At 47.6% G+C, this 25,624-nt stretch carries 13 protein-coding genes and 1 pseudogene; 13 read left to right on the top strand and 1 reads right to left on the bottom strand.

What is annotated here, in order from left to right; translation table 11 throughout:
- The first annotated feature begins 2 nt into the window (after positions 1-2).
- The 9 genes from E0496_RS17875 (at position 3) to E0496_RS17835 (ending at position 12,227) form a co-directional block, all read left to right on the top strand.
- The gene (locus E0496_RS17875) at positions 3-1,460 is read left to right on the top strand and encodes a hypothetical protein (RefSeq protein WP_141503120.1); all 1,458 of its coding nucleotides are present in this window, start codon (positions 3-5) and stop codon (positions 1,458-1,460) included.
- Positions 1,453-2,079, top strand: a complete 627-nt coding sequence (locus tag E0496_RS17870) for a Yip1 family protein (protein ID WP_141503119.1) — start codon at positions 1,453-1,455, stop codon at positions 2,077-2,079. The genes E0496_RS17875 and E0496_RS17870 overlap by 8 nt, the downstream gene beginning before the upstream one ends.
- A gap of 17 nt (positions 2,080-2,096) precedes the next feature.
- Complete coding sequence (locus tag E0496_RS17865) at positions 2,097-4,649, top strand: DUF5696 domain-containing protein (RefSeq protein ID WP_141503118.1); 2,553 nt, start codon at positions 2,097-2,099, stop codon at positions 4,647-4,649.
- Positions 4,646-5,554, top strand: coding sequence for a carbohydrate ABC transporter permease (locus tag E0496_RS17860; RefSeq protein ID WP_141503117.1), 909 nt, complete (start codon positions 4,646-4,648; stop codon positions 5,552-5,554). Before E0496_RS17865 ends, E0496_RS17860 begins: the two co-directional genes overlap by 4 nt.
- 16 nt (positions 5,555-5,570) lie before the next feature.
- Positions 5,571-6,521, top strand: coding sequence for a carbohydrate ABC transporter permease (locus tag E0496_RS17855; RefSeq protein ID WP_141503116.1), 951 nt, complete (start codon positions 5,571-5,573; stop codon positions 6,519-6,521).
- Positions 6,522-6,651: 130 nt separating this feature from the next.
- Positions 6,652-7,941 carry an endo-1,4-beta-xylanase gene (locus tag E0496_RS17850; RefSeq protein WP_141503343.1) on the top strand — a complete coding sequence of 430 codons (1,290 nt, stop codon included), beginning with the start codon at positions 6,652-6,654 and terminating at the stop codon, positions 7,939-7,941.
- A 131-nt stretch (positions 7,942-8,072) separates the two neighbouring features.
- A complete protein-coding gene (locus E0496_RS17845; RefSeq protein ID WP_141503115.1) occupies positions 8,073-9,602 on the top strand; it encodes a glycoside hydrolase family 43 protein in 1,530 nt (509 codons plus the stop codon).
- 33 nt (positions 9,603-9,635) lie between these two features.
- The gene (locus E0496_RS17840; RefSeq protein WP_141503114.1) at positions 9,636-11,150 is read left to right on the top strand and encodes a glycoside hydrolase family 43 protein; all 1,515 of its coding nucleotides are present in this window, start codon (positions 9,636-9,638) and stop codon (positions 11,148-11,150) included.
- A gap of 69 nt (positions 11,151-11,219) precedes the next feature.
- Entirely contained in the window at positions 11,220-12,227 is a 1,008-nt protein-coding gene (locus tag E0496_RS17835; RefSeq protein WP_141503113.1) for an endo-1,4-beta-xylanase, read from the top strand.
- Between the two features lie 163 nt (positions 12,228-12,390).
- Here the strand turns inward: E0496_RS17835 and E0496_RS17830 are convergent, their stop codons facing one another.
- Entirely contained in the window at positions 12,391-13,614 is a 1,224-nt protein-coding gene (locus E0496_RS17830; RefSeq protein WP_141503112.1) for an SGNH/GDSL hydrolase family protein, read from the bottom strand.
- 558 nt (positions 13,615-14,172) lie between these two features.
- On the opposite strand from E0496_RS17830, the gene E0496_RS17825 reads away from it, so the two are divergent.
- From E0496_RS17825 to E0496_RS17815, 4 genes and pseudogenes are all read left to right on the top strand, one after another.
- Positions 14,173-15,096 carry an aldose 1-epimerase family protein gene (locus tag E0496_RS17825; protein WP_141503111.1) on the top strand — a complete coding sequence of 308 codons (924 nt, stop codon included), beginning with the start codon at positions 14,173-14,175 and terminating at the stop codon, positions 15,094-15,096.
- Positions 15,097-15,206: 110 nt separating this feature from the next.
- Entirely contained in the window at positions 15,207-15,704 is a 498-nt protein-coding gene (locus E0496_RS37200; RefSeq protein WP_421924141.1) for an L-arabinose isomerase family protein, read from the top strand.
- 55 nt (positions 15,705-15,759) lie between these two features.
- Positions 15,760-16,475: pseudogene (locus E0496_RS37195) on the top strand (L-arabinose isomerase family protein).
- Positions 16,476-16,909: 434 nt separating this feature from the next.
- The gene (locus E0496_RS17815; RefSeq protein WP_141503110.1) at positions 16,910-25,558 is read left to right on the top strand and encodes an immunoglobulin-like domain-containing protein; all 8,649 of its coding nucleotides are present in this window, start codon (positions 16,910-16,912) and stop codon (positions 25,556-25,558) included.
- Positions 25,559-25,624 lie beyond the last annotated feature (66 nt).

Below are 25,624 nucleotides of genomic sequence, written 5' to 3'. Positions count from 1 at the left end.
CGATGTTGAAGAGAAAAACCAAACTAAGAGCTTATCTCCTTGCGGCTATATGCTGCGTATTCGGCATAAGTGCGGGAGGATCGCTTGCTTATGCCGCGGATGGCGATTCTTACAACTATTCCGTCTGGGGAGATACGGTCGTATCTCCTTCCGCATACGAGGCTACGACTCTAATGACCGGCACCTCGCTGGGTATAGGCGCGTTTAAAGATCCAAGCGATCTGCACGTGACGGCGGACAATGAAATTTATATTCTCGATTCCGGCAATAATCGGATTGTTGTTCTGGACATCAATTATCGTCAGAAGGCAATGATCAACAGCTTCAATAACGACGGTGTAGCCGATACGTTTCTGAATCCTCAAGGGATCTTCATAACCGAGCAGAAGCATGTGCTGATTGCAGATACGGGAAACAAGCGGGTCGTTCATCTGGATGAAAAAGGCCAGCTGGTGCAAATCGTAGAGAAACCTGAATCCGATCTGCTGCCGGGCAACTTCGATTTTCAACCGGTGCGGGTCGTCATGGATAAAGCGCAGCGCATCTATGTCATGGCGGTAGGTGTGTTCGACGGGCTGATGGAATTTAGCGCGGAGGGCGCATTCACTTCTTACATCGGTGCGAACCGTGTCTGGGTGGATCCAGTGGAGCTGTTCTGGAAGAGGCTGTCGACGAAGGCGCAGCGCAGCCAAATGGTGATGTTCACGCCAACGGAATTTACCAATATGGACATTAATGATGAAGGTTTCATTTACGCGACCAGCGGAGATTCGGGTGACACCATCCGCAAGCTGAACGCGCAAGGAAACGATATCTTGCGAAGAACCGGTTTATACGACCCGCAGGGTGATATTAACTTTACGCGCGATCTTGGACCTTCCAGACTTATTGACGTCGATATTACGGATAGTGAAATTTATTCGGTTCTTGACTCGAAGAGAGGCCGGATTTTCACTTATAACGGAGACGGGCAGTTCATGTATGTGTTCGGTGGCATGGGCAATCGGATCGGCGAGTTCAACACGCCGGTTGCCATTGAACGGGTTGGGGACGATTTCCTCGTTCTGGACAAAGCGTTCGGTGAAATGACGTTGTTCCAGACGACGGAGTACGGCCGAACGTTGAATGAAGCCGTCAGAAGCTATTACCGAGGCGAGGAAGACAAGGCGCTTCAGCTCTATAAGCAGACGATTAATAGAAACACAAATCTGGATTTCGCTTATTCCGGCATCGGCAAGGCGATTCTAAGGCAGGGTGACTATAAGGATGCGATGCGGTACTTCAAGCAAAGTCTAGATCAACCCAATTATTCCAAGGCGTTTCTCCTTTACCGCAAAGAAGTGTTAAGAGCAAACTTCAGCACCATAATGACGGTTGTCATCGGAATAGCCGCTGTTACTCTGATTATCAGGACTTATCGGAAGAAGCAGGCTAGAAAGCGGGGCGTTTCGTTTGAATAAAGAGTTCATTAAATTTCCGTTATATGTAATTATGCATCCCTTTAACGGTTATTGGGAGCTGAAATACGAACAGAATAAGAAGCTGAATTTGATTTTATCGTTCGGGATTCTGCTGATGCTGATCTTGACTAACGTACTGAGCAGTCAGTACAGCGGGTTTCTAGTTAACATCTACAATCCTAAATACATGAACAGCTTAATGGAGATCACTTATGTTCTTGTGCCCGTCTTATTCTGGTGTGCAGCGAACTGGTCGCTTACGACCCTAATGGATGGTGAAGGGAAATTCGTTGACATCTTCATATCTACCTGTTTCGCACTGCTGCCTTTGGTTATTATCAACTTCCCGTGGATTTGGCTAAGCAACGTCATTTCCATGCAAGAGACAACGTTTTATTATTTCTTCAACAGCTTTGCGGCTCTATGGTCGCTATATCTTATGTTCGTTGGAAATATGACCGTTCATCAATTCACGCCAAGCAAGACCATCGTAACGATGATGCTCTCGCTGATTGCTATCGGGTTCATGGCGTTTCTCTGCTTATTGTTTTTTAGTTTAATTCAACAAATTATTACTTTCATCACGATCTTATATCAAGAAATCACCTTGAGGAATTAGGAATGGAGGAACGATAGATGCGTATGGCCAGAAATGCCATCATGTCCGCGTTTCTCGTAACCGGACTGCTGGTCGCCGGCTGCTCCAGCTCGGGTAACGCAAACCAAGCGGCAGACATGCAGCAGTTAGAGGCGTCATTCGTGCAAGGAAAGGCAATTAACGCTTCGTTTACGGATGCGCGTCTTGTTGATATGAAGGGAATCGCCGAGAATGAGCGGCTCAGGCTGTTCATCAACGAGGAGACGGGCGCCATTGCTGTGCTTAACAAAAGCGGCGGCGAAGTATGGCATAGCAATCCCCTCGAAGCGGAGGCAGATCCTATCGCGACCGGAGTGAACAAGGGGTTGCTGTCCTCGCAAATGAAAATAGATTACTATAACAGCTTTGGACAGGTCAATTCTATCAATACGTTCCTGGACAGTGTTGCGTACAAGCAGGTTAAATATGAAACGATGGATAGCGGAGTCAAAGTAACCTATAAATTTGGTAAGGCGGAGAGAACTGCCATGGATCTGCCGCTCATGTTAAGCGAGGCTCGTTTTGAGGAGTTGACGGTCAAGCTCGATAAGGCAGGTCAGCGAGCCTTACGTATTGGATATACCAAAAATGATGATAAGGCGGTCTATGCACGGAATGATCAAGCGCTGAACGGTCTTCAGCTTGATCGCGCGTTCAAAGCATTCGAGGATGCCGGCTACACACAAGAGGATTTGGAGAAGGATATGGCTGAACTGAACTTTTCGCAGGATTCGCCTGCACCGAGAATTTTCCTCGCTAGCATCGAGTATAAGCTCGATGCGGAGAGTCTTGTTGTTAAGGTGCCGTCCAAGGAAATTCAGTCCCCTAGCGAGTATCCGGTCAGCAACGTCTCCATGCTGGGCTTCTTTGGTGCAGCGGGGAGTGAGGAGAAAGGCTCGATCTTCGTTCCGGACGGTTCCGGCGCTCTCATCTCGTTCAATAATGGCAAGACGAAGTATCCTGCTTACCAGCAGGCGGTATATGGTAATGACCAGGCAATGGAGAGGGTCGAGAATGCTATTAACGAACAAACCGTCAGGCTGCCGGTATTCGGCATGATCAGGGAAGGCAACGCATTCCTTGGCATTATTGAGGAAGGAGCCCCTATTGCGACGATCAATGCGGATATCAGCGGCAAATTGAACAGCTACAACTATGTTTATCCTACCTTCAACGTTACGAACAAAGGGGAGCTTACGCTCCAGGCGAACGGATCGGAGCGAACGCTGCCCAAGTTTCAGGAGCAACCGATGAAAAGTGATTTTATAGTGCGTTATGCCTTCCTTACGGGCAAGTCCGCGACGTATCAAGGCATGGCCGAGTATTATCGTCAATATTTGGAGAGCCAGGGCGGTTTGCCGGTGTCGAAGAAGGGAAGCGGGGATAGCGAGCTTCCGTTCTACGTTCAGGTTGTGGGAAGCATTGCGAAACAGAAGCATTTCGCCGGCATCCCATACAAGACGCTAGAGCCGCTTACCACGTTCAAGCAGACGGAGGAAATGATTAGTGAAATGCAGAAGCTCGGCATCGCTAATATCAAGCTTCGATATGCCGGCTGGTTTAACGGTGGACTCGATCATAAAGTACCCGAGGAACTATCGGTAGACAGTTCGATTGGCGGTGCCAAAGGCTTGCGCAGCTTGGCGTTGTTCGCAAAGGAGCAGGGCGTAGAACTCTATCCCGACGTCGCTATTCTAAGCGCGCATACGGAGAAGGGATTCAACGAGAAGGAGGATGCGTCGCGTTCTCTGCGTGGCGTGCCTTCGTCATTCTACCCTCTTGATCTTGCGCTAGGGCGACGAGACCGCTCGAAGTCCCCGTCCTATGTCGTATCGCCGAGACGTGTAGGTACTTATGTGGATACTATTCTTAAGGGTATGGAAGGCTTTAAAACGGACGGGATATCACTTCGTGATATGGCCGATAAGTTGAATAGCGATTTCCGCAAAAACAAACTAATCGACCGTACAGAGTCGGAAGATATTTCTATTCAGGCGTTGAACAACATTCGTGAAGCTAATTTAACTATTTTGGCTGAGGGCGGCAATGCCTACGCACTGCCTTACTTATCAGATATTACGGACGCACCTTTAACGAATAGTCGCTATAAGCTCGAGGACCAAGAAATCCCATTTTTCCAAATGGTGATTCGCGGGAATATCGATTACACGGGTTCTCCATATAATTCGACCAGCTACACGAATGTAAGACAATACATTCTGAAATGTCTCGAGTACGGCTCTGGTGTATATTTCGAATGGATCCACGAGCCGAATTATAAGGTTAAGGATACGGAATTCAGCAAACTATATGCAGTCAATTACGAGCAGTGGCTGGAGCAGGCTGCACATATTTATGCTGAAGTGAACGGCGTACTGAGTAAAGTTCAGAATGAACGTATTGTTGCGCACGAGAAGCTAGCCGAAGGTCTGTTCAAAACCGTCTATGAAAACGGGACGTACGTCATCGTTAACTACAATGCGACGAATACAACAGTAAACGGGATGACGATAGAGGCCGAGGGCTATCTGACGGGTGGTGAGCAATCATGAGAACGATAACGAAGCTTGTATTCCGATCAAGGACGTACAACGAGCAGAAGGCATTGTGGGGCTTTCTTTACGTGCTGCCTTGGCTGCTTGGATTTCTATTTTTCTTTCTTATTCCTTTATTAAGTTCACTGCAATACAGCTTCAGCTCAATTAAGGCTAATGCGAACGGGATGACAATGAAATACATTGGATTCGCGAACTATATTGAAGCACTCACCGTCAATACGAGCTTTAATCGAACGTTGACGGAGTCGGTCATGAACATGGTCGTAAACGTTCCTCTTATCGTTATTTTCAGCTTGTTTCTGGCTGTGCTGCTGAATCAAAAGTTCGTGGGGAGAGCACTAGCAAGATCGATCTTTTTCCTTCCAGTTATACTGGCTTCCGGCGTCATTGCGACTTTGGAGGCATCAAGTTTAGTGCAAGCCATCAACGAACAAAATGCGAACGGTGGCGTTTTTTCGAGCGGGACGGTAGAGCTGGCAAACATTATGGTGAGATCCGGAGTTAATCAAGATATTGTCTTGTACTTGATGGATGCTGTCGAAAGGATTTATCAGATTGTCAGTCAATCCGGCGTGCAAATCCTTATTTTTCTAGCTGGCATTCAGACCATCTCGCCGCAGTTGTATGAGGCCTCCAAAATCGAAGGAGCGACAGGGTATGAGGCATTCTGGAAAATCACGTTTCCGATGGTAAGTCCACTCATACTCGTAAACGTCATTTATACGATTATTGACTCTTTCTCGAGGAACAATATGACGACGCTAATCAAAGAAACCGGCTTTACCACCTTTAATTTCGGGCTTAGCTCGGCGATGGCGTGGATCTACTTCTTAGTCATCATGATCATTCTATTAGTTAGTACGTACTTCATATCCAAACGGGTCTTCTACCAGGAATAGAAGGAGAGTGAGAACGTTGATATTGGCCCGATTGTTATCATTGGATAGCTGGAAGCGAGGACTGTGGACGATCATTCGGCTTGTGCTGATCATCGGCTTGTCGTTCGTTATCTTGTATCCCATTATTCAAAAGATTTCGACGGCGATTAAAGACAAGGCGGACCTGTATTCGCCAATCGTCGTGTTCATTCCAGAGCACTTTACGCTTGATAATTTCAAGCAAGCGATCTCCATTATGGATTATTGGGAAACGCTAGTAAATACGTTTGTGCTATCTAGCATGACGACAATCATGACCGCCGCTTCCTGTGCGTTCGCAGGTTATGCGTTCGCCAGATTAAAGTTCAAAGGAAGCAATCTGCTGTTCGGTGGCGTTATACTAACGATCTTGGTTCCGCCTACGACCATCCTGATTCCGATCTATATGAACTTGAAGGACTTTACGCTTCTAGGTGTGATCCCGCTGTTAACCGGCGGAAAGTCCTTGAATCTGCTTAATTCTTACTGGCCTTTCATTTTAACGTCGCTTACAGCGAATTCGTTGAAGGCGGGGCTGTACATCTTTATCTTCCGGCAGTTTTTCCGAGGTATTCCGAAGGAGGTAGAGGAAGCAGCATACATCGACGGGGCAGGCATTGGCTCGACGTTCCTTCGCATCATGCTGCCGAATGCGATTCCGTCCATTGTTACAGTATTGCTCTTCTCTTTTGTGTGGCAGTGGAATGATAGCTTCTTCACGACAACCTATCTGACGTCGAGCAAAGTGATGTCCACGCAGTTGTCATCCCTTCCTTACAACTTGCAAATATTGCTAGAAGGCGGCGCAACGACCAACAAAGACCCGTTCTTCATGAGCATGGTGCAGGATACCGGCATCCTGCTTGCGATTCTGCCGCTCGTTATTCTTTATTTGTTCGTTCAAAGGTACTTCGTCGAGAGTATCGAGCGTACCGGAATCGTCGGTTAAGGGAAGTCCTGATGCATGTATAGCGCCTTGCGGGGGCCAGTCATTTCGGCCAGCTGCCCGTGAGGCGCTTATTGCTGCTTAGAGGTTTGGTGTGGAAAAAAAGATTACGAATGAAGGGCGGGCAAACGAAATGATTCAAAAAAGAAACAAGCTACTATACAGCATAATAGCTGCTGCCACCTTAATTGCGGTTGTTGCTGTGCTTATCTTCAATAAGCATCAAGCGGAAACCGGGAATGAAGCGGCTGCGCTTCAGACGGAAGCACCTGCTGGCAGTGTCATTACTGAAGATGACCAGCCTACAAGCACTATTGAAGCGAGTCCGACCCCGGCTCCAACATTGAAACCAACTCCGACGTCAGAACCATCGGTCGAGCAGGATATTCCCTCGCTTGCGGAGACATTCGCTGATTACTTTCCGATCGGAGCTGCCATTGAGCCGGCCCAGATGGAGGGTCTAAAGGCAGAGATGCTCAAGAAGCACGTGAATTGGCTAGTTGCGGAGAACGTGATGAAGCCCGATGCGATTCAACCTACGGAAGGTAATTTTAATTGGGGAAATACGGATCGAATCGTAGCTTTTGCGAAAGAAAACAACATGGAAGTGCGTTTCCATACCTTGCTTTGGCATAGTCAGGTTGGCGCTTGGTTCTTTAAGGATGCTGAGGGCAAGCCGATGGTTGAGGAGACAGACGCGGCTAAGCGCGAAGCGAACAAGAAGCTGCTGCTGCAGCGAGTCAATACGCATGTCCGCACAATTGTCGAACGATACAAGGACGACATTCAATCATGGGACGTTGTCAATGAAGTCATAGAGCCAGCCGACCCTGATGGCATGCGGGCTAGCGAATGGTACAAGATTACGGGTACAGACTTTATCGAGACGGCGTTCCGAGCGGCACGCGAAGCGGGCGGAGCTGAGGCAAAGCTGTACATTAATGATTACGGTACGGACAATCCGGCGAAGCGAGACCGATTGTATGAGCTTGTTAAGGAAATGCTGGACAAAGGCGTACCGATCGATGGTGTCGGCCATCAGACCCATATCGATCTATTCGGCCCTACGGTGAATTCTATTATCGAATCGATGCAGAAGTTCGCTGAGCTAGGACTTGATAATCTCGTTACCGAGCTGGATATGAGTCTCTACGCATGGAACGATCGCAGCGATGTGGGCAGCGACATTCCGGTTGAGCTGCTGCAGAAGCAGGCGGATAGGTATCGCGAGCTGTTTGAAGCTTTCAAAGACAATAAGGACATTCTTAGCGGCGTCGTATTCTGGGGCATCGCGGACGACCATACGTGGTTGAACAGCTTCCCGGTGACGCGTACCAATGCGCCATTCCTGTTCGACAAGCAGCTTCACGCGAAGCCGGCATTCTGGGCCGTCGTCGATCCATCTGGGCAAGTACGACCATAAAAGTATGAAAAGTAACGCCTATAATTTGAATGAAAAACACTATAGACAGACGGGTTGTTGCCGAGGCGCATACAGGCTAGACTGATGGGATGATGGACTAATCCAGACCTAACTAAACAGGGGGGCTAGCGATGAATAAAACGACAATAACGAACCCGGTCATCTGGGCGGACGTTCCGGATCCGAGCGTGATCCGTGTAGGATCGACCTTCTATATGGTCAGCACAAGCATGCATTCCATGCCAGGCTGCCCAATTATGAAGTCTGAAAATCTTCAGGATTGGGAGCTTGTTAACTACGTATACGAGACGTTCGAAGATAATGACGCGCACAATTTGCTTGACGGTAAAGGCATTTACGGCAAGGGATCATGGGCTGCCAGCTTACGCTATCGCAACGGCATCTTTTATGTGTGTTTCTCGAGTTTGGATATGAATCAGTTCTACGTTTATACGACCGAGGATATCGAGAACGGGAAGTGGAAACGTAACGTTATTCAAGGAATTCACCATGATCCGAGCATGCTGTTTGACGACGATGGGCGTGTGTTCGTCTTCCACGGCAATGGCGATATTCGGATTACAGAGCTGACTGAGAAAGCAACTGCTCTGAAGACGGACGGTATCAATCAGTTGCTGCTCGAGACGGAACGAGACGGAATTATGCTTCGTGCCGAGGGCTGCCATGCCTATAAAATTAATGGTTATTATTATCTGTTCTTTATCGATTGGCCGAATGCAGGTAACAAGCGCCGCAGACAGCTATGCTATCGTTCACGTGATCTGCTCGGCCCATACGATCATAAGCTAGTACTCGATGATCCAATGGATCATCGCAACAATGGCATCGCGCAAGGCGGCATTATTGGTACACCAGATGGGGATTGGTATGCGGTACTGTTCCAGGATCACGGCGCCGTCGGCCGTATTCCATGTGTTCTGCCGGTCGTTTGGGATAATGACTGGCCAGTTCTCGGGCAACAGGGCAAAGCGCCGAAGACGTTCGAAGTGAAGCTCCCTAACTCGGAGTCAAAGCCGCTTGTCATCAGTGATGAGTTCGATTACGGGGAGAACCGTCTAGCACTTCATTGGCAATGGAATCATAATCCCGACAATAGTAAATGGTCGGTAACGGAGCGACCGGGGTGCTTACGCCTAACGACGGGACATGCCACGAATAGCGTAGAATTTGCCCGCAATACATTAACACAGCGTACTGTAGGTCCGGCATGTGTCGGTACAACGGTTATGGATATCAAGGCTATGAAACCGGGCGACCGTGCAGGATTGGTGTCGCTGCAATATGCTTTCGGCTCGGTCGGTATTCAGGTCGACGATAACGGCGATCGTTACGTAGCAATGTGCATCAATGGCAGAGTGGATGGCGGTCAAGGCGAAATCACAGTTGATCGCGTAAAGTATGAGGGCGACCAAATCTATTTGCAAATAGAGTGCCAGTTCGATAATGGCGATTGCGAGGATATTGCCTGCTTCCGCTATTCCTCGGACGAAGTGAATTGGCTTGTAATCGGCGATTCGTTTCGTATGCAATACAGGCTCGAGCACTTTATGGGCTACCGATTCGGGCTTTACAATTACGCCACGAAGCAAGCTGGCGGTTTCGTAGATTTTGATTACTTTCGCTATGTGAATCTTAATTAACTATTTTCGCAACGATAAGGAGAGTGCGCTTGCATGAATTATAACAATCCGGTTATAAGCGGTTTTCATCCGGACCCAAGCGTCTGCCGTTTTGGCGATGATTATTATCTCGTAACGAGTTCCTTCGAATATTTTCCGGGTGTTCCGCTGTTCCACAGCAAGGATCTTGTGAATTGGACGCAGCTCGGCCACGTTTTGACAAGGCCCGAGCAGCTCGATCTAAGCCGTGCTCCAAGCTCCGGCGGCATATTCGCGCCTACCATCCGCGAGCATAACGGAACGTTCTATATGGTGACGACGAACGTTACCGCCGGCGGTAACTTCTTTGTACATACGAATGATCCGCGCGGGGAATGGTCGAATCCGATATTCGTCGACCATCCCGGTATCGATCCCGACTTGTTTTTCGATGAGGATGGAACATTGTATTTTACTTCTTCTGCTCACGGGGATCAGGGACCTGGTATCTATCAGAGCAAGATTGATCCGAAAACCGGCAAAAGGCTGACTGATCCTACTTTCCTCTGGACGGGAACAGGAGGCCAGTACCCGGAAGCACCGCATATTTATCGTTTCGGCAGTTGGTACTATTTGATGATTGCCGAAGGCGGCACCGAGTACGGCCATATGGAAACGATCGCTAGAAGCGAACGTCCGAGCGGGCCTTTCGTAAGCTGTCCGCACAATCCAATCTTAACCCATCGCAGTCAGTCGAAGACTATTCATGCAACAGGACACGCAGACCTCGTTCAAACGCCGGATGGTGACTGGTGGGCTGTATTTCTTGGCATCAGGCCGCATGGCTATCCGAATAAACACCATCTCGGCAGAGAGACGTTTCTTTCTCCCGTCACATGGACGGAAGAGGGCTGGCCGAGCATTGGCGATAACGGAACGGTCAGCGAGACGATGCCGGCAGGCAATCTTCCGCTGCAGCCTGCAGCCGCTGCGCCAGTTCGGGACAACTTCGATGCGGCGGCGCTTGCGCCTTGTTGGAATTTTATGCGTTCACCCAACCCGGATAACTGGTCTCTTAACGAGAAGGATAGTTGTCTAACGCTACGGGGCAACGAGACGACGTTGAATGAAATCGGAGCTCCTGCATTTTTAGCGAGAAGACAACAGCATTTCGATTGCAGCGTGTCTACGCATATGGAATTTGCACCTCAGTGTGACGGAGAGGAAGCGGGCATTACCGTTTATATGAATGATCGCTTCCATTATGAGATGGCTGTGACTCGTATCGCTGGCGTTTGCAAAGTAATCTTTCGTAGAAAGCTTGGCAGCTTGTGGAAGATCGAGAACGAGGCGCCGTGGGCGTTCGACACTATCGTGCTTCATGTGAACGCCAATCGCGACCTGTATGCTTTCGGATTCTCTAATGGCAATGGAGAACCATTCTGGTTCGGCCGTGGAGAGACCTCCCTTCTTGCAACGGAAGTGGCTGGCGGATTTACTGGCGTGCTCTTCGCTTTGTACGCGACTGGCAATGGCGCCCAATCGAAGTCGCTTGCCCATTTTGACTGGTTTGATTATGAATCAAAGTAACTGGTGGGTTTCGTTGTCTTGTATTAAGTCTAAAGTCAACCTATACATGAAGAGGAGGCGATAGGAGAAATGGACAATTCCCGATATGAAGGAACTTTAAAACTTCATCAATCATTCAAGCAGCAATTTTTAATTGGTGCAGCTGTAAATATGAAGACGCTGGTCACACAACGTGAGTTGTTGGCTTATCATTTCAATAGTTTAACGGCTGAAAATGAGATGAAGTTTGAGCGTTTGCATCCTTCGGAACATCAGTATACATTTGAGAACGCGGATCGCTTAATGAAATTTGCGAAAGTAAACGGAATGCAAGTTAGAGGGCATACGCTCGTCTGGCATAATCAAACGCCTGCTTGGGTGTTCGAGAATGAAACTGGAGGTCTAGTTGATCGCGATACGCTGTTGGAGCGAATGAAAGCTCACATTAATACAGTGGTTGGGCGTTATAAGGGTCAAATTTATGCATGGGATGTCGTGAATGAAGCCGTATCAGATAGCAGCGAAGAACAACTGCGTTCGTCCAAATGGCTCGACATCGCCGGGGAGGAATTCATTTCCAAGGCGTTCGAATATGCGCATGAAGCCGATCCCGAAGCGCTGTTGTTCTATAACGATTATAACGAGTCCGTACCTGAGAAGAGGGAAAAAATTTATAGACTGGTAAAATCTCTAAAGGAGAAGGGCGTGCCAATTCATGGTATCGGACTTCAAGCGCATTGGAATTTATCCCATCCGTCACTGTACGATATCCGAACGGCTATAGAACGTTACGCTTCGCTTGGGCTAAAGCTTCATATCACGGAGATGGACGTGTCGGTGTTCGAGTTCGAAGATAAACGAATTGATCTGATTTCCCCTACTTCCGAGATGATGAGTCTTCAGGAGGAAAGGTATTCCCAGTTATTCCAGCTGTTCTGCGAATATAGAGATGTGCTGACGAGCGTAACGTTCTGGGGGGCAGCGGACGATTATACGTGGTTGGACAACTTCCCGGTCAGAGGGCGCAAAAATTGGCCGTTGCTATTCGACAAGGAACAGCTCCCGAAAGGATCGTACTACAAGCTGGTCAGTAGGTAGATAAATATCGCTTAGGTGTTAATTCTATACGTTTCAACTTATATAGAAGCCCTTCGAGCCCTTAGTAAAAGCGGGCAGAAGGGCTTTCATGTTGTATAATCATTTTTACTCCAGAAGTATATCAGTAACAAGCAATTCTGAATGTATAATTAGTGAAAATTGACTATTGTACAAAGCCGAAGCCCAAAATTGTAAATCGCTTGCTCTCATGTTCTGCCGCCATTCTGATTTCCACTGTATGCTCTCTCGATTGCGGCTCCCGATACAAAATGAGGGCGTGGCAACGCGTCCACTTGACCGTTTGGGACTCTGCCACCTTTACAAGCTTTCCATCAACCCAAATATCGGCGTTTCCGAAATCGTCGCTTCCGGAATTCTTATAAATGAGAAGCAGGCTTTTGCAGTGAAGCGTCATCGTGAAGCTGTCGCTGCCTGATTCGGATGTGTGCATCCAGTTGTAGGGGAATTGGGCCGTGCCGGATGGATGATCATCCATCTCCGCGAACTGGAGTTCGGAATCGGATGCGTAGAAACCACCTTCCGTAATCTTTGTTCCACTAGGGCAATTGTCCCTATCTAGCAAACGAACGTCAGCGAAATCATTGCCGAACACCGGAGGTTTGTTGATAACGATATCCTTCTGATTAGGTGCGCAACGATCGGTCTCGGTGAATAGCCAACGCAAGCAATCGGCCATGATGCGATGTCCCGCATTGGTCGGATGATAGATATCGCTAAAAAATTGTAACTTGGAAATGACGTGGCCTTCGTCCTTTGACTTTGAAAATTGTTTCGTTACCGCATCCTTCACGCTTACCATGGGAAGTTCATAATGCCAGCCGACATGAGAAAGTTGTTCCTGCAGATTCCAATCGTTTTCGAACACACTGAACAGCAGAATGACAGCGGGTTCATTGGCTGCGCTCAGGATTTGTAGTACGAGACTTTCATAGCAAATCCCTTTCGTCTCGTCGTCGGCGTCATTGACGGCAAACTCCACGACGACGATGTCAGGTTGAACCGTTCCGTTTCTCAGGACATCCCGCTCATAGCGAATCATGCCCAGTTCAGAAGGCGTGCCGCCTAAGCCGGCTTTAATAAAGTGAATCTGATTACCGCCGTCCTTACCAAACATATCTTTAAAAGCGGTATACGTAAGGTGAGCGTAGTTGGAAGTATGGAGCGGCTCTGCTCCGGCTCCATGAGTAATGGAGCCGCCAATGAAAGCAAGCGTAATGTTATCGCCTCTTTTGGCTTTTTCAATGGCGACTTTCAAACGCTTATTGTTGCCCTTATTAAGCAGGGATTTGACGATCATCTCGTGATAACCCTCCGAGTTAAAATCAACGAGCTCTTCTGTATCGTCTATGGATAGACCGTCTGTCATAGTAATTCCCCTTTCTTAGGTTTAATTAGTCTATCTTAGTACAAACCGACCGAGCAGCAAACCCGTCGAAGCATGGTTATTTGGATATACTCGAAGATAGGGAGATTGCGAAGGAACTGGGGATTTCCGAGCTATGTGTCTCAGATAGAAAAATAGCCCTCATAAATCTTTATCATGAGTTTAAGACGAAGAGAAAGATTAGTTTTGATCAAGACTGTTCTTTTAGAGCAGTCTGTTTTGTGTTTGAATGCTAATGTTATTTGCATCTAGCCAAAATACCACCAAAACACATAGCAGTTTCAAAGATAAGCACATGTTAATGGAGCTGGACGGAATGATAGGATAATGATGTTACGAGGGGGATTCAATTTGAGGTTCAAAAGATAGTAGCGCCTATTCATTCGGAGAGTCACACCGCTTATTATGTTAGTTCCAGCACTGGCGATGATGCGAACGATGGCTTAAGCGCTGAACGCACATGGAAAACGCTTAATAAAATCAATATTTCGGCTTTCAGCGCAGGGGATTCCATTTTCTTTAAATCCGGCGACGCATGGAATGAACCGCACCGGTTCTGGCTTATCCTACTATGTGACGCCAGACAAGGGACTGGATATCTCGCTTGCAGAGATGCATGGCGTTCCGGTCAGCTGGTCAGCCGGTAATGGTGAGCCGCATCCAGCCTATTTCGATCAACGCGAGGCCGAGTGGCTAAGAAGTGCATCCGGAGGTTTGCTGATGACCTGCGGACTATCGCAGGTAGGGGCGCCGGGTAAAGATAGCGCAGGGGCATACGGCCTGCATGGGCGCATTCACCATACGCTGGGCCGCCAGATCTCCAGCTGGGCGGAATGGGAGGGCGATGAGTATGTAATGAAGCTCCGCGGTGTTATGGAGGATACCTCCATTTTCGGAGGGCGTATACGCCTGACCAGAATGATTATGAGCCGTTTGGGAGACAACCGGATTACCATTCAGGATACCGTTGAGAATGCAGGCTTCCATCCGGTGCCCCATATGATGCTCTATCATTTTAACTTTGGATTTCCGCTTATGGCTGAAGACACGACGGTTACCCTACCTGAGGGAAATAGCTTTCCGCGGGATCCGGACATGGATATGAGCAGAATGGGGGAGTGGCAAGCACCCGACCCCCAGCACAAGGAGCAAGTCTATTACCATGAGCCGAAGAAGGGGAGCGAGCTTATCAGTGCGCGTATTCACAGTCCTTCTTTCCCCGTGAACCATGAATGTTCCTCTTCCATGGGACTCATAGTTGAATTGGAATGGGACGCGGCGGTGCTGCCAAAGCTGGTGCAATGGCGTATGCCGGGTGCAGGTGAGCATGTACTTGGGCTTGAGCCCTCCAATTGCTGGACGAAAGGCAGGTCCGCAGAAAAAGAAAGCGGCTCACTTCGGATATTACAGCCTAGAGAATTCATTCAATATCGGCTTGATTTAAAATTTATAAATCATTTATAGGAGGAATTTACATGCTGCAGGCAAAGCCTTACGTATTCTGGCTCATAACGGGAAGTCAGGGACTATACGGTGATGACGTTTTATTAAAAGTAGAATAAAATTCAAAGGCAATGGTCGATGCTCTAGACAAAGACCCTGTTATCCCGTATTCGATTCAATTCAAGACGGTTGTCACTACCCCCGAAGCTATACGCCGAGTGTGCGTGGAGGCCAATTCAGACGAGAGCTGTGTAGGAATCGTGACATGGATGCATACGTTCTTGCCAGCGAAGATGTGGATCTCGGGGCTAACGCAATTACGCAAGCCGCTGCTTCACTTTCATACGCAATTTAATGTCGATATTCCTTGGGACAGCATCGATATGGACTTCATGAACCTTAATCAAGCCGCACATGGTGATCGCGAATTCGGATTTATAGGTGCACGGCTCGGCATTGCCCGCAAAATCATCGCAGGACATTGGCAAGAGGTGAAGGTGCGTGAAAGAATTAGCTCTTGGATGAGAACATCAGCTGCGTATACGGAGAGCCAGACAATGAAGATCGCACGGTTCGGAGATAACATGCGTTATGTTGCTGTAACCGAGGGGGATAAGGTCGAAGGGTAAAGTTCGGTTCGGGTGGTCCGTTAACGGTTATCCTGCTGGCAATTTGGCCGAACGTGTGAACGATGTGTCGAATGCTCAAGTAAAGGAATTAATGGAGGAGTACCAGGAGTTGTATGACTTTACGGAAGGCGGGCGACTCGAAGGTTCGGAGCGGGAGGCCATTGGGGAGCAGGCCCGGATTGAGATTGGTTTGAAAGCCTTTCTACAAGAAGGCATAGTCCGGATGATGAAGATTATGGCCGAGAACAAAGGCACTTCATTCATGGAGGATTACACCTACCATATGCAAGCAGGCAATCAAATGGTGCTCGGAGCCCATATGCTGGAGATTTGTCCAACACTCGCAGCAAATAACCGAAAATTGAAGTCCATCCATTGTTCGTTGGCGGTAAGGCGGATCCGTCTCGTCTCATTTTTAACGGGGCTAGCGGTATAGGAATTAATGCAACAGTCGTCGATCTGGGAGACCGCTTCCGCTTGATCGTTAATGAAGTGACCGCAGTTGAGAATGAAAAGGTAATGCCGAACTTGCCGGTGGCAAGTATCATGTGGAAGCCCGAACCTTCCCTCACGGACGCAGCTGAAGCATGGATCCTCGCCGGCGGTGCCCATCACTTCGGATTCTCCTTCCATGTAATTAGCCAACAAATGCAGGATTGGGCTCGAATGGCAGGTGTTGAATGCATTATCATTAATACATCTACCACAATGGCTTCACTTGAGAATGAAATACGCTGGAATGATTTATATTACCGGTTAAACCATAAATAACAACATTTTAGGACGAGAAATTAAAACGTAGATTAGGCCATTGCATTTCAAGCCTAATGTATGATTCTCGTCCTTTTTGCTTGTTCAAAGCAATATGAATGATTGGAAGGCTGAGAAGCCAATAAATTGTTCTCCATCATAACCGAATTTTTTAAACCATTTCCGTTATTTTAAAAAGTTTTTTGTTATCACGTCTGAGCAATATACTAAGCATGCGCAAACAATGGCAAGATGCTAAGAGTGTTTGATGATCAAGGCTAGTATCAAAGCTATCTGTGAAATATGTAAAAGAAAGATACTACAAGTCGATACAAACCACTAGCAGCAGTAGAGCAGCCAGCCTTACAATCAGTGAGAAAGCGCTTACCACCAAAGAGTATACAGAGCCAGAATCGTTTAGCGCTTACCATTTTGGTGAGAAAAGAGGGGAATTCATGTACAAAAGATGGCTTTCTATGTTTTTGGTCATCGCTTTATTGAGCAGCATGCTGCCAAACATAACCATGATCAAGGTATCTGCAGCAACAGATCCAAATTTGAAACTATGGTATCAATTTGATGAAACTTCTGGCACGGTTGTCAAGGATTCCTCAGGCAACGGACAGGACGCTACATTGTCTGGCGGCGCTGTATGGTCTGAAGGCGCGGTTATTCTTGATGGTGTAAACGGCAATGTACGTATGCCCAATAACCTTTTGGCAGGGATCACTGAAATTACCGTTATAACAAGCGTTTATGTGAGCCCAGACAAACAAGATCCTTCATGGTTCTTCAGCTTTGGCAATAGAAGCACCGAAAATACGGGCTGGGGAGCGAACTATCTGATGGCTACATCGGCAGAAGGCAATCCAAAAGCCGCCCGATTCGTCATATCCAAGGATAAATGGGTGGACGAGCAATCAGTCAGAAAGTCAGGAACCATTAGTACAGGTGAGTGGAAAAATATTGCGATAACGATAAAAAAGAACAGTACCGATGCGAAGTACACGGGTACGTTTTATGAAGACGGGGTGGCGGTTGGTACAAATTCGAATATGGTCACGTTACCGAAAGATTTGGGCGGCGGGGTGACGACGGAGAATAATCTAGGCCGACCGGCGTATAACGCGGACAAGTATTTCAAGGGAAAAATCTCGGAATTCCGTATGTACGACAGAGCGCTAAGCGAGTCCGAAATAAATGCAATCGTTTATGAAAATTTGTCGGATACCGAAGCAGTCAAACGCTTGAAAGAGAAGCTCAGCCTCGGTGATTTGTCTGCTGTGGCTGGTAACTTGACGCTGCCGGTTTCTTACGAAGGAGGCATGGCTGTCTCTTGGGAATCAAGCAATACAGCCGTGATGGAGAATAATGGTACCGTGCATCGTAACCCGGAAGGAGAGGTTATAGTTCAATTAACCGCAACGATTAGCCGTGGTGCCGTTACCGAAACGAAGACTTTTCAAGTGACGGTTTTGCAGGCCAAAACGGTTATCACTTTAGACTCAGACGCATATACGCTTCCTTTTGTTCATGCTACGCATGCAACCGTGCTGACGGCTACCTACGCGGATGGCACAACTGGGGATGTGACTAGTCAAGCTACAATAACATCTTCCGATCCAGCGGTCGTTTCTGTATCAAAAGCTGGATTAATCGAAGGGCTCAAGGAAGGCAGTGCAACAATAACACTGAATTACCTAGGTAAGGACTACTTCGTACAGGTTAATGTCGTCAAGGAACCTAACCTTAAGCTGTGGTACAAACTGGATGAGAAGACGGGCACAACTGCGGCGGACTCCTCGGGCAATGGCAATGATGGAACGCTTAGCACTGGCGCTACATGGTCGACAGGCAAGGGAGGGACAGGAGCGGCAGCGCTTAACGGTTCCAATGGGTCTATCAAAATGCCGGATCATATTTTAAACGGTGTAACCAATGTAACCGTATCGACGAACGTATTCGCCAATTCCGTTAGTCGTCCGTCATGGGTATACGGGTTCGGCAGCGTAACGGACGCGAGTGTGAATGGCTCAAAATATATGGGACTTCTGGCTGCGGATAATCAAGGCAGCAACGGCAACTTCCGCTTCACGATATCGACGGACAAATGGACGTTAGAGCAATCGGCGACAAGGACGAATATACCGCTTGGGGCAGGTGAGTGGAAAAACTTAACGGTTACTATAGGGAAGAATGATACGGATTCTAAATACACCGCCATTCTGTACGAAAATGGCTTTGAAGTTGGCCGAAATACGGGAATAACGATATTGCCAAAGGACTTAGAGAATACGATATTTAATTACATCGGCCGCCCGCCTTACTCCGGTGACCGTTGGTTCAACGGAAAAGTGTCGGATTTCCGTCTGTATGACAGGGCGCTAAGCGCAACGGAGGTTCGTGGGCTTGCGAATCAGATAAGCTTTCAGGATATTTTGGAAGATGCGGATGCACTTACGCTGGGAGACGTCAGCGCAGTGAAAACGAAGCTTGTGCTGCCGAATGCCGGGGACAATGGCACAATCATAACATGGGCTTCAGAGAACGATTCGATCATTAGCGGAATGACGGGGGAAGTTAACCGTCCGGAAGCGGGCGCGGGCAATATAGCATTAAAATTAACGGCTACACTGAGCAAAGCGGGAATGTCGCACACGAAGACATTTATAATAACGGTTCTTGAACAAATAAGCGACGAGCAGTCGGTAGCACTGGACAAAGCGTCGCTCAACCTTGGAAACGATATTCATGCACTTAGTCATGATCTCCTATTGCCGGCCAAAGGAATGGAACAATCGAAGATTGTTTGGGTATCGAGTCAGCCAGAAGTGTTACATGCAGACACTGGTGCCATATCGCGGCCTGCTCAAGGGTTACCTGATGCAACCGTAACGCTCACGGCCACCATTAGAAAAGGAACTATTCAAGATCAGAAATCGTTTACAGTCGTTGTGAAATCCAAAGAAGCGTATGCGGGATACCTGCTGTCTTATTTCAAGACCGCTGATGAATCTCTTTATCATGCGTACAGCAGGGATGGTCTTCATTGGACAACATTGAATAAAGGCGAACGCATTCTTAAACCAACGATAGGCAATAAGTCAATTCGGGATCCGTTCATTATTCGCAAGCAAGACGGAAAGTATCATCTTCTCTCCACGGATTCGTGGACGAGCAAAAACTTGTTAATTTATGATTCAGAGGATCTTGTGCATTGGACTAATGGACGGTCTGTATCATTCGCGCCTGGGAATAGCACGGATGCATGGGCGCCGGAGGCTTATTATGACTCCGCCAAAAATAATTATGTCGTCATTTGGTCCTCTAAAGTACCGGGAACTCCTGTATCCGGCGAGCATCGGACTTACTACCGAACGACAACTGACTTCGTGAATTTCTCGGCGCCAAAGCTGTTCCTCGATCCGGGTCATAACGTCATCGATCCGACTGTTATCGAGGATGCTGGAAAATTCTATACTTATTATAAAGATGAGAGAGATAACAGTACCGGAGCACCAACGGGTAAAGGAATCAAAATGGCGGTATCAGGAAACGGATTAATCGGAACTTACGATACAGCTAGTTACCCGAACGCGGTAATTCTACCTGAAGCGGAAGGTCCGACAGTTATTAAATCGTTTACGGAGAACATTTGGTATCTATATGCCGATGAGTACAATAAAGGAACATATGCGGGTTACAGCGCCACGGAGCTCGCTTCCGGAGCTTGGACGAAGCTAAGTGCCGGCGATTATCAACTTCCTACGGATATCCGACATGGCAGTATCATGGAAATTTCTGAGGAAGAGATAGAGACTTTGCTTAAGGGTTACGCGACGATGGTAAATATTGCTGCAATCGAACTCGCCATCGATACGGGGGAATCGCTTCAGCTTCCACCGTCGTTGGATGCTCAGTACAGCGATGGTTCAATCGGACGCATAAATGTGGTATGGGATGCAGTTGATCCTCAGTCTTATGCGGCGCCTGGCACCTTTGACGTAATCGGAGCCGTAGCAAACAGCGCGATTAAAGCGAGAGCTACCGTAACGGTTGGCGGTGGCGCTATTAAACGTCCTGGTGGCGTTGTGGTAACGGAGAACGGCACAAGCACGATGAATTTAAAGTGGAATGCCTCAGAGGGAGCGGAAAGCTACAATATATACCGTTCTGACTTACTCTTTGGCACCTACACGAGAATCAATAGTGATGCTATTACAGGCACCACCTTCGAGGATAAGGGATTAAGAGAGGGAACCACTTATTATTATGCGGTATCTGGAGTGAATTCTAGTGGAGAATCGGCGAAATCTGATCGCGTAACGGCAAGAACCGGTGCTGCATTCATTGAGAATGGCGCGTTTTGGTATGCCGACAATGGAGACAAGATTCAAGCCCACGGCGGAGGCATGATCAAAGTCGGTGATACCTTTTATTGGTTCGGTGAAGATAAGTCGACGGACCAGGCCCATTTCTACAATATTAAAGTGTATGCTTCGAAAGATTTGAAGAGCTGGACGTTTAGGAATAATGTCTTGACACAGACATCCCGCGGACTGGACGGTCAACCGGCACAGGATCTGGCAGATAGCAACATTGAAAGGCCGAAGGTGTTATATAACGAAAAAACGAAGAAATATGTACTGTGGATGCATTACGAGAACGGTCAGCACTATGGCTTGGCACGGGTAGCGGTTGCTACTTCCGACACCATCGACGGAAATTATACTTACATTGATAGCTTTAGACCAAATCCAGCCGATCCGAATCATGAAGGTGACCCGGAAGCGGGCAAAGATTCACGTGATATGACGGTATTCAAAGATACCGACGGATCGGCCTACTTGTTCTCCTCTTCGAGTGTTAACGCGGATATGATTCTGTATAAGCTAACAGACGATTATACCGGCGTGGCGGCGGAGCTTGGCAAAATCTATTCGGGTCCATACCGTGAAGCTCCAGCCGTCGTGAAGAAGGGTGAGCTTTATTACTTGATAACATCGGGAGCGAGTGGCTGGTACCCGAATCAGGCCATGTATTCGACAACCAAGACGATTGCGGATGTTTCTTCGTGGACAACGCTCAAAAATATAGGAAATACTTCTTCCTTCTACACCCAATCGGCTTATATTTTTACCGTTGAGGGAACGGAAGAGACTTCGTATATCCTTCATGCAGATAGATGGAATCCTGCAAAGCTTGGCGACTCTAAATACATTTGGCTGCCGTTAACGCTTAATGAGACCAATGCTTCTATGGAGTTCTACGAACAATTCGATATGGATGCGGCGAAAGGGAGTATTACCATACCGCCAACAAATCCGCTTATCTCTCAAGGCAAACCAGCGGCCGCGCAGTCGTCTAGGCCATTGACAGCAGAAGAGGATTTTACTCCAAGCAAGGCGAACGACGGCAGTTACGACACATCGTGGACAGCTTCCACAGGCACATGGCCACACTGGTGGCGCGTTGACCTTGGGGCTGAATATGATCTTAGTAATATCCAAATTTCGTGGTTTATGTATAAGGGTTCAGAAGCTTACTATCCATATAAAATCGAAATTAGTGACGATGATGTCCATTATACGGTCGCTCTGGATCGTACAAATAATACGACATACGGCTTTACGTCTGATAAACTGACTGGCAAAGCAAGATATGTGCGGGTCAACATGGTTAATGCAGTGCTGCACAACAATCCGAACAACTGGTATACGCCGCAATTGTACGAAGTTAAAGTATTTGGCACGCTGCGTGCGCCTGCGGTACCTATAGGGCTGGGAACGATTGGCGTACAAACACAGGGCGCAGACGTATCGAAGGTAAATGTAAAATGGAATTCGGTATCAGGTGCATCACTCTATAAGCTTTATCGAGCGGATGATGCAGCAGGTCCCTATATGGAGATCTATAGCGGAAGCACCGTTGCGTATAGCGATACGGGACTTCAGTCAGGCAAAACCTATTATTACAAGATTCGCTCTCAGAATGACGCAGGCGAATCGGAACTGTCTAAAGAGGCAAGCGCTACGACGTTCAGCATTCCGGCAACATCGATGACCTTTACGAACGGCGAAAATTGGTGGAATGACGAGGAAGGAAATAGTTTGGGATTAGGCGGCTTCTTCAAAGCGGGTTCTTCCTATTACTTCCTCATAGGCTCCAAGGAAAATGGGAAATTCAAAAATTTGGTTATGTATCAATCGGCTGATTTGAAGACTTGGACCTTCAGCCAGACCGTTCTCGAATCGAGGGATCATCCAGAATTGGCCGAAGCTAATCTAGAAGGCGTACAGATTGTATATAACAAGAGTACGAATAAGTACATCATGTGGATGCATTATGAGAACGGAGTTGATTACGGGCTGGCAAGAGTCGCGGCTGCTTACAGCGATACACCTGATGGAAAATACACGTTCACAAAAAGCTATAGGCCAAACGGTAATGAGTCTAGAGACTTGACGGTTTATGTGGATGACGACGGTGCGGCATACTTAATTTCCTCGGCTAGCGTTAACGCGGATTTGAAGCTCTACAAACTGACTTCAGATTATCTTTCGGTTGAGAAAGAGATGTTGACGATTTATACCGGGAAGTTTAGGGAAGCGCCTACTATCGTAAAAAAGGACGGTATCTACTTCCTAATTACTTCCGGCGCATCGGGCTGGTATCCGAATCAAGCGATGTATTCTACCGCAACTTCAATGGAAGGTCCATGGTCGGAACTGAAAAAGCTGGGCAACGGATCATCATTCAGTGCCCAGAGCGGTGGAGTCGTTACGATTAAAGGGGATACGACAACCTCTTACATTTGGAATGTATATCGGTGGTTAGGCGACGCAAAACAGATGTGGATGCCCCTTATCCTTTCGGGAACAACGGCTTACGTAGACTATACGGAACAATTGTCGGTTGATTTCCAATCGGGTGTAGTGGTACCAATATCGAATGGAGATCTCCTATCGCAAGGAAAGCCTGCGACTGCCGAGAATGAGACGTTGACGAATCCGGCTAGCCTTGCAAATGACGGCGATTATTCGACGACTTGGTCGGCTCTCAGCAATTACTCATGGCCAAAATGGTGGAAAGTGGATCTTGGAGATAACTACGACCTAACGAATGTCCAAATCTCTTGGCCGATGGTACAGGGCTCCGAAGGCTACTATAAGTATCGAATTGAAACGAGTAGCGATGATGTCTATTACGATGTATCGCTGGATAGAACCGGGATAACGGAATATGGTTTCACTACGGATACGATAGCAGTGAATGCAAGATATGTGAAAATCGTACTAGTGGATGCTGTACTTCATAATAATCCGAATAACAACTGGTATACGCCGCAGATGGCGGAAGTGAAGGTTTTCGGTTACATGACCGGCAAACCGGAAGGACTAAGTGCGGTATCCTTGACGGCATCGACCGTGAAGCTGGATTGGGTCGAATTGCCAAATGCCCTAAGCTACAATGTATATCGAAAAGCGGCGACGGACGGCAGCTTCAAGAAAATCAATACGGCTCCAGTTGGTTCAGGATCCTTTACGGATACAGCCTTGAAACCAGGTACCGCCTATGAGTATCGAATTACTGCAATCAAAGACGGTGTAGAATCGGTTTTCTCAGCTATCGCAAAGGCAACGACAAAAGAATGGGTGCGGGTAAACTCGATTACCATTGGCGGGTCGGACGGCTTGCTTGCGATCACGGAGGATAAGGGCTCACTGCAGTTGAATGCTGAAGTGCAGCCGTCCGACGCAACAGACCCGTCTTTGACGTGGACGGTGGCAAATGAGGACGGTACTCAGACAAACTTGGCCGTTATGAATGCGAACGGATTATTAACCGCAGTGAAAGACGGCAAAGTAAAAGTGACTGCAGCATCAGGAGATGGTTCGGGTGTAACGGGCAGTGCAGTTGTGACCATAAGTGGTCAAGTCGTTGAACCTGGTACGCCCCCAAATTCTAATGATCCTAAGGCTGATAACGGAATGGGATCGTCAGATGTGAGCGAACAAGATCTTCGCAACGTGAAGAACGGAAGCGTAACGGTTGAAGTGAAAGCTGGAAAAACAGAAATTTCATTACCTGGCAGCACGGCTGCCATTCTTGGGAAAATAAAATTGATTATAAAAAGAGGAGACGTAACCATCGTGATTCCTTCTGAAGTGCTGAGGGATCTAACGAATCTAGCGAGTGGCATGAACGTGTCAGGGTTGGAACTGATTGTACGATTAAAACCAGTAGATGAGCTTTCAGTAGACAGCAACCATCCACAATTAAAGTCTGGAGGGTACGCTTACGATCTAGATCTGTTCCTTCGTACCAAAGAACAAAAGGAGTACCGTTTAAGCCAATTCGCTAAGGCTGTAAGCATCGTGCTTCCATTTGAGGAGAACAAAGTAGATGATCAGTTAATTGGCATTTATTATTACAATGATTTGACTGCATTATGGGAATATGTTGGCGGTGTGATTGATATAGCGAATAGGACTGTTTCAACTGACGTAGCTCATTTCAGCAAATATGCAGTGTTAGAATACAACAAATCATTTAAAGATTTACCTCGCAATCATTGGGCGTTCCAAACGGTGAAGGTACTGGCTGCCAAACATATCGTTACCGGCGTGACGAGCGGGGAGTTTAAACCAAATGATAAAACAACGCGTGCAGAATTTATCGCCTTGTTTACAAGGGCGCTCGGTTTAAGAGCTACCGGGAAATCGATGCCATTCTCGGATGTCAGTGAAAATGCATGGTATGTGTCGGACGTAGCCGCAGCCTATGAAGCTGGATTGATTCAAGGGACAACAGATAATAAATTCGACCCGAATGCAACCATCACAAGGGAGCAGATGGCGGCATTGCTTGTACGTGCTTATACTTACAGTTCGGGTAATACCGTTCAGTCTAACCTTGGGCTGGATGGCTTCAAAGACAATGCAAAAGTATCGTTGTGGGCGAAGCAGGAAGTAACCCAGGCCATTTCAGTGGGATTGATGAAGGGTGATGGGAAACAGCTGTTTAATCCAAGGTCAGAAGCCGTCCGGGCAGAAACGGCTCAGGCGATTTATAACTTATTGAAGCTTATCGGGAAATCATAGGATTCATGCACGAAAAGGCAGATCAGGAGCAAAGTCTCTTGGTTTGCCTTTCTTTTTCCTCAACAT

The sequence above is a fragment of the Paenibacillus luteus genome (genome assembly GCF_006542765.1).
In the GTDB taxonomy this organism is placed as follows: domain Bacteria; phylum Bacillota; class Bacilli; order Paenibacillales; family Paenibacillaceae; genus Pristimantibacillus; species Pristimantibacillus luteus.
Note: the sequence above shows the minus strand (reverse complement) of the source record. Positions and strands in the feature narration are given on the sequence as shown.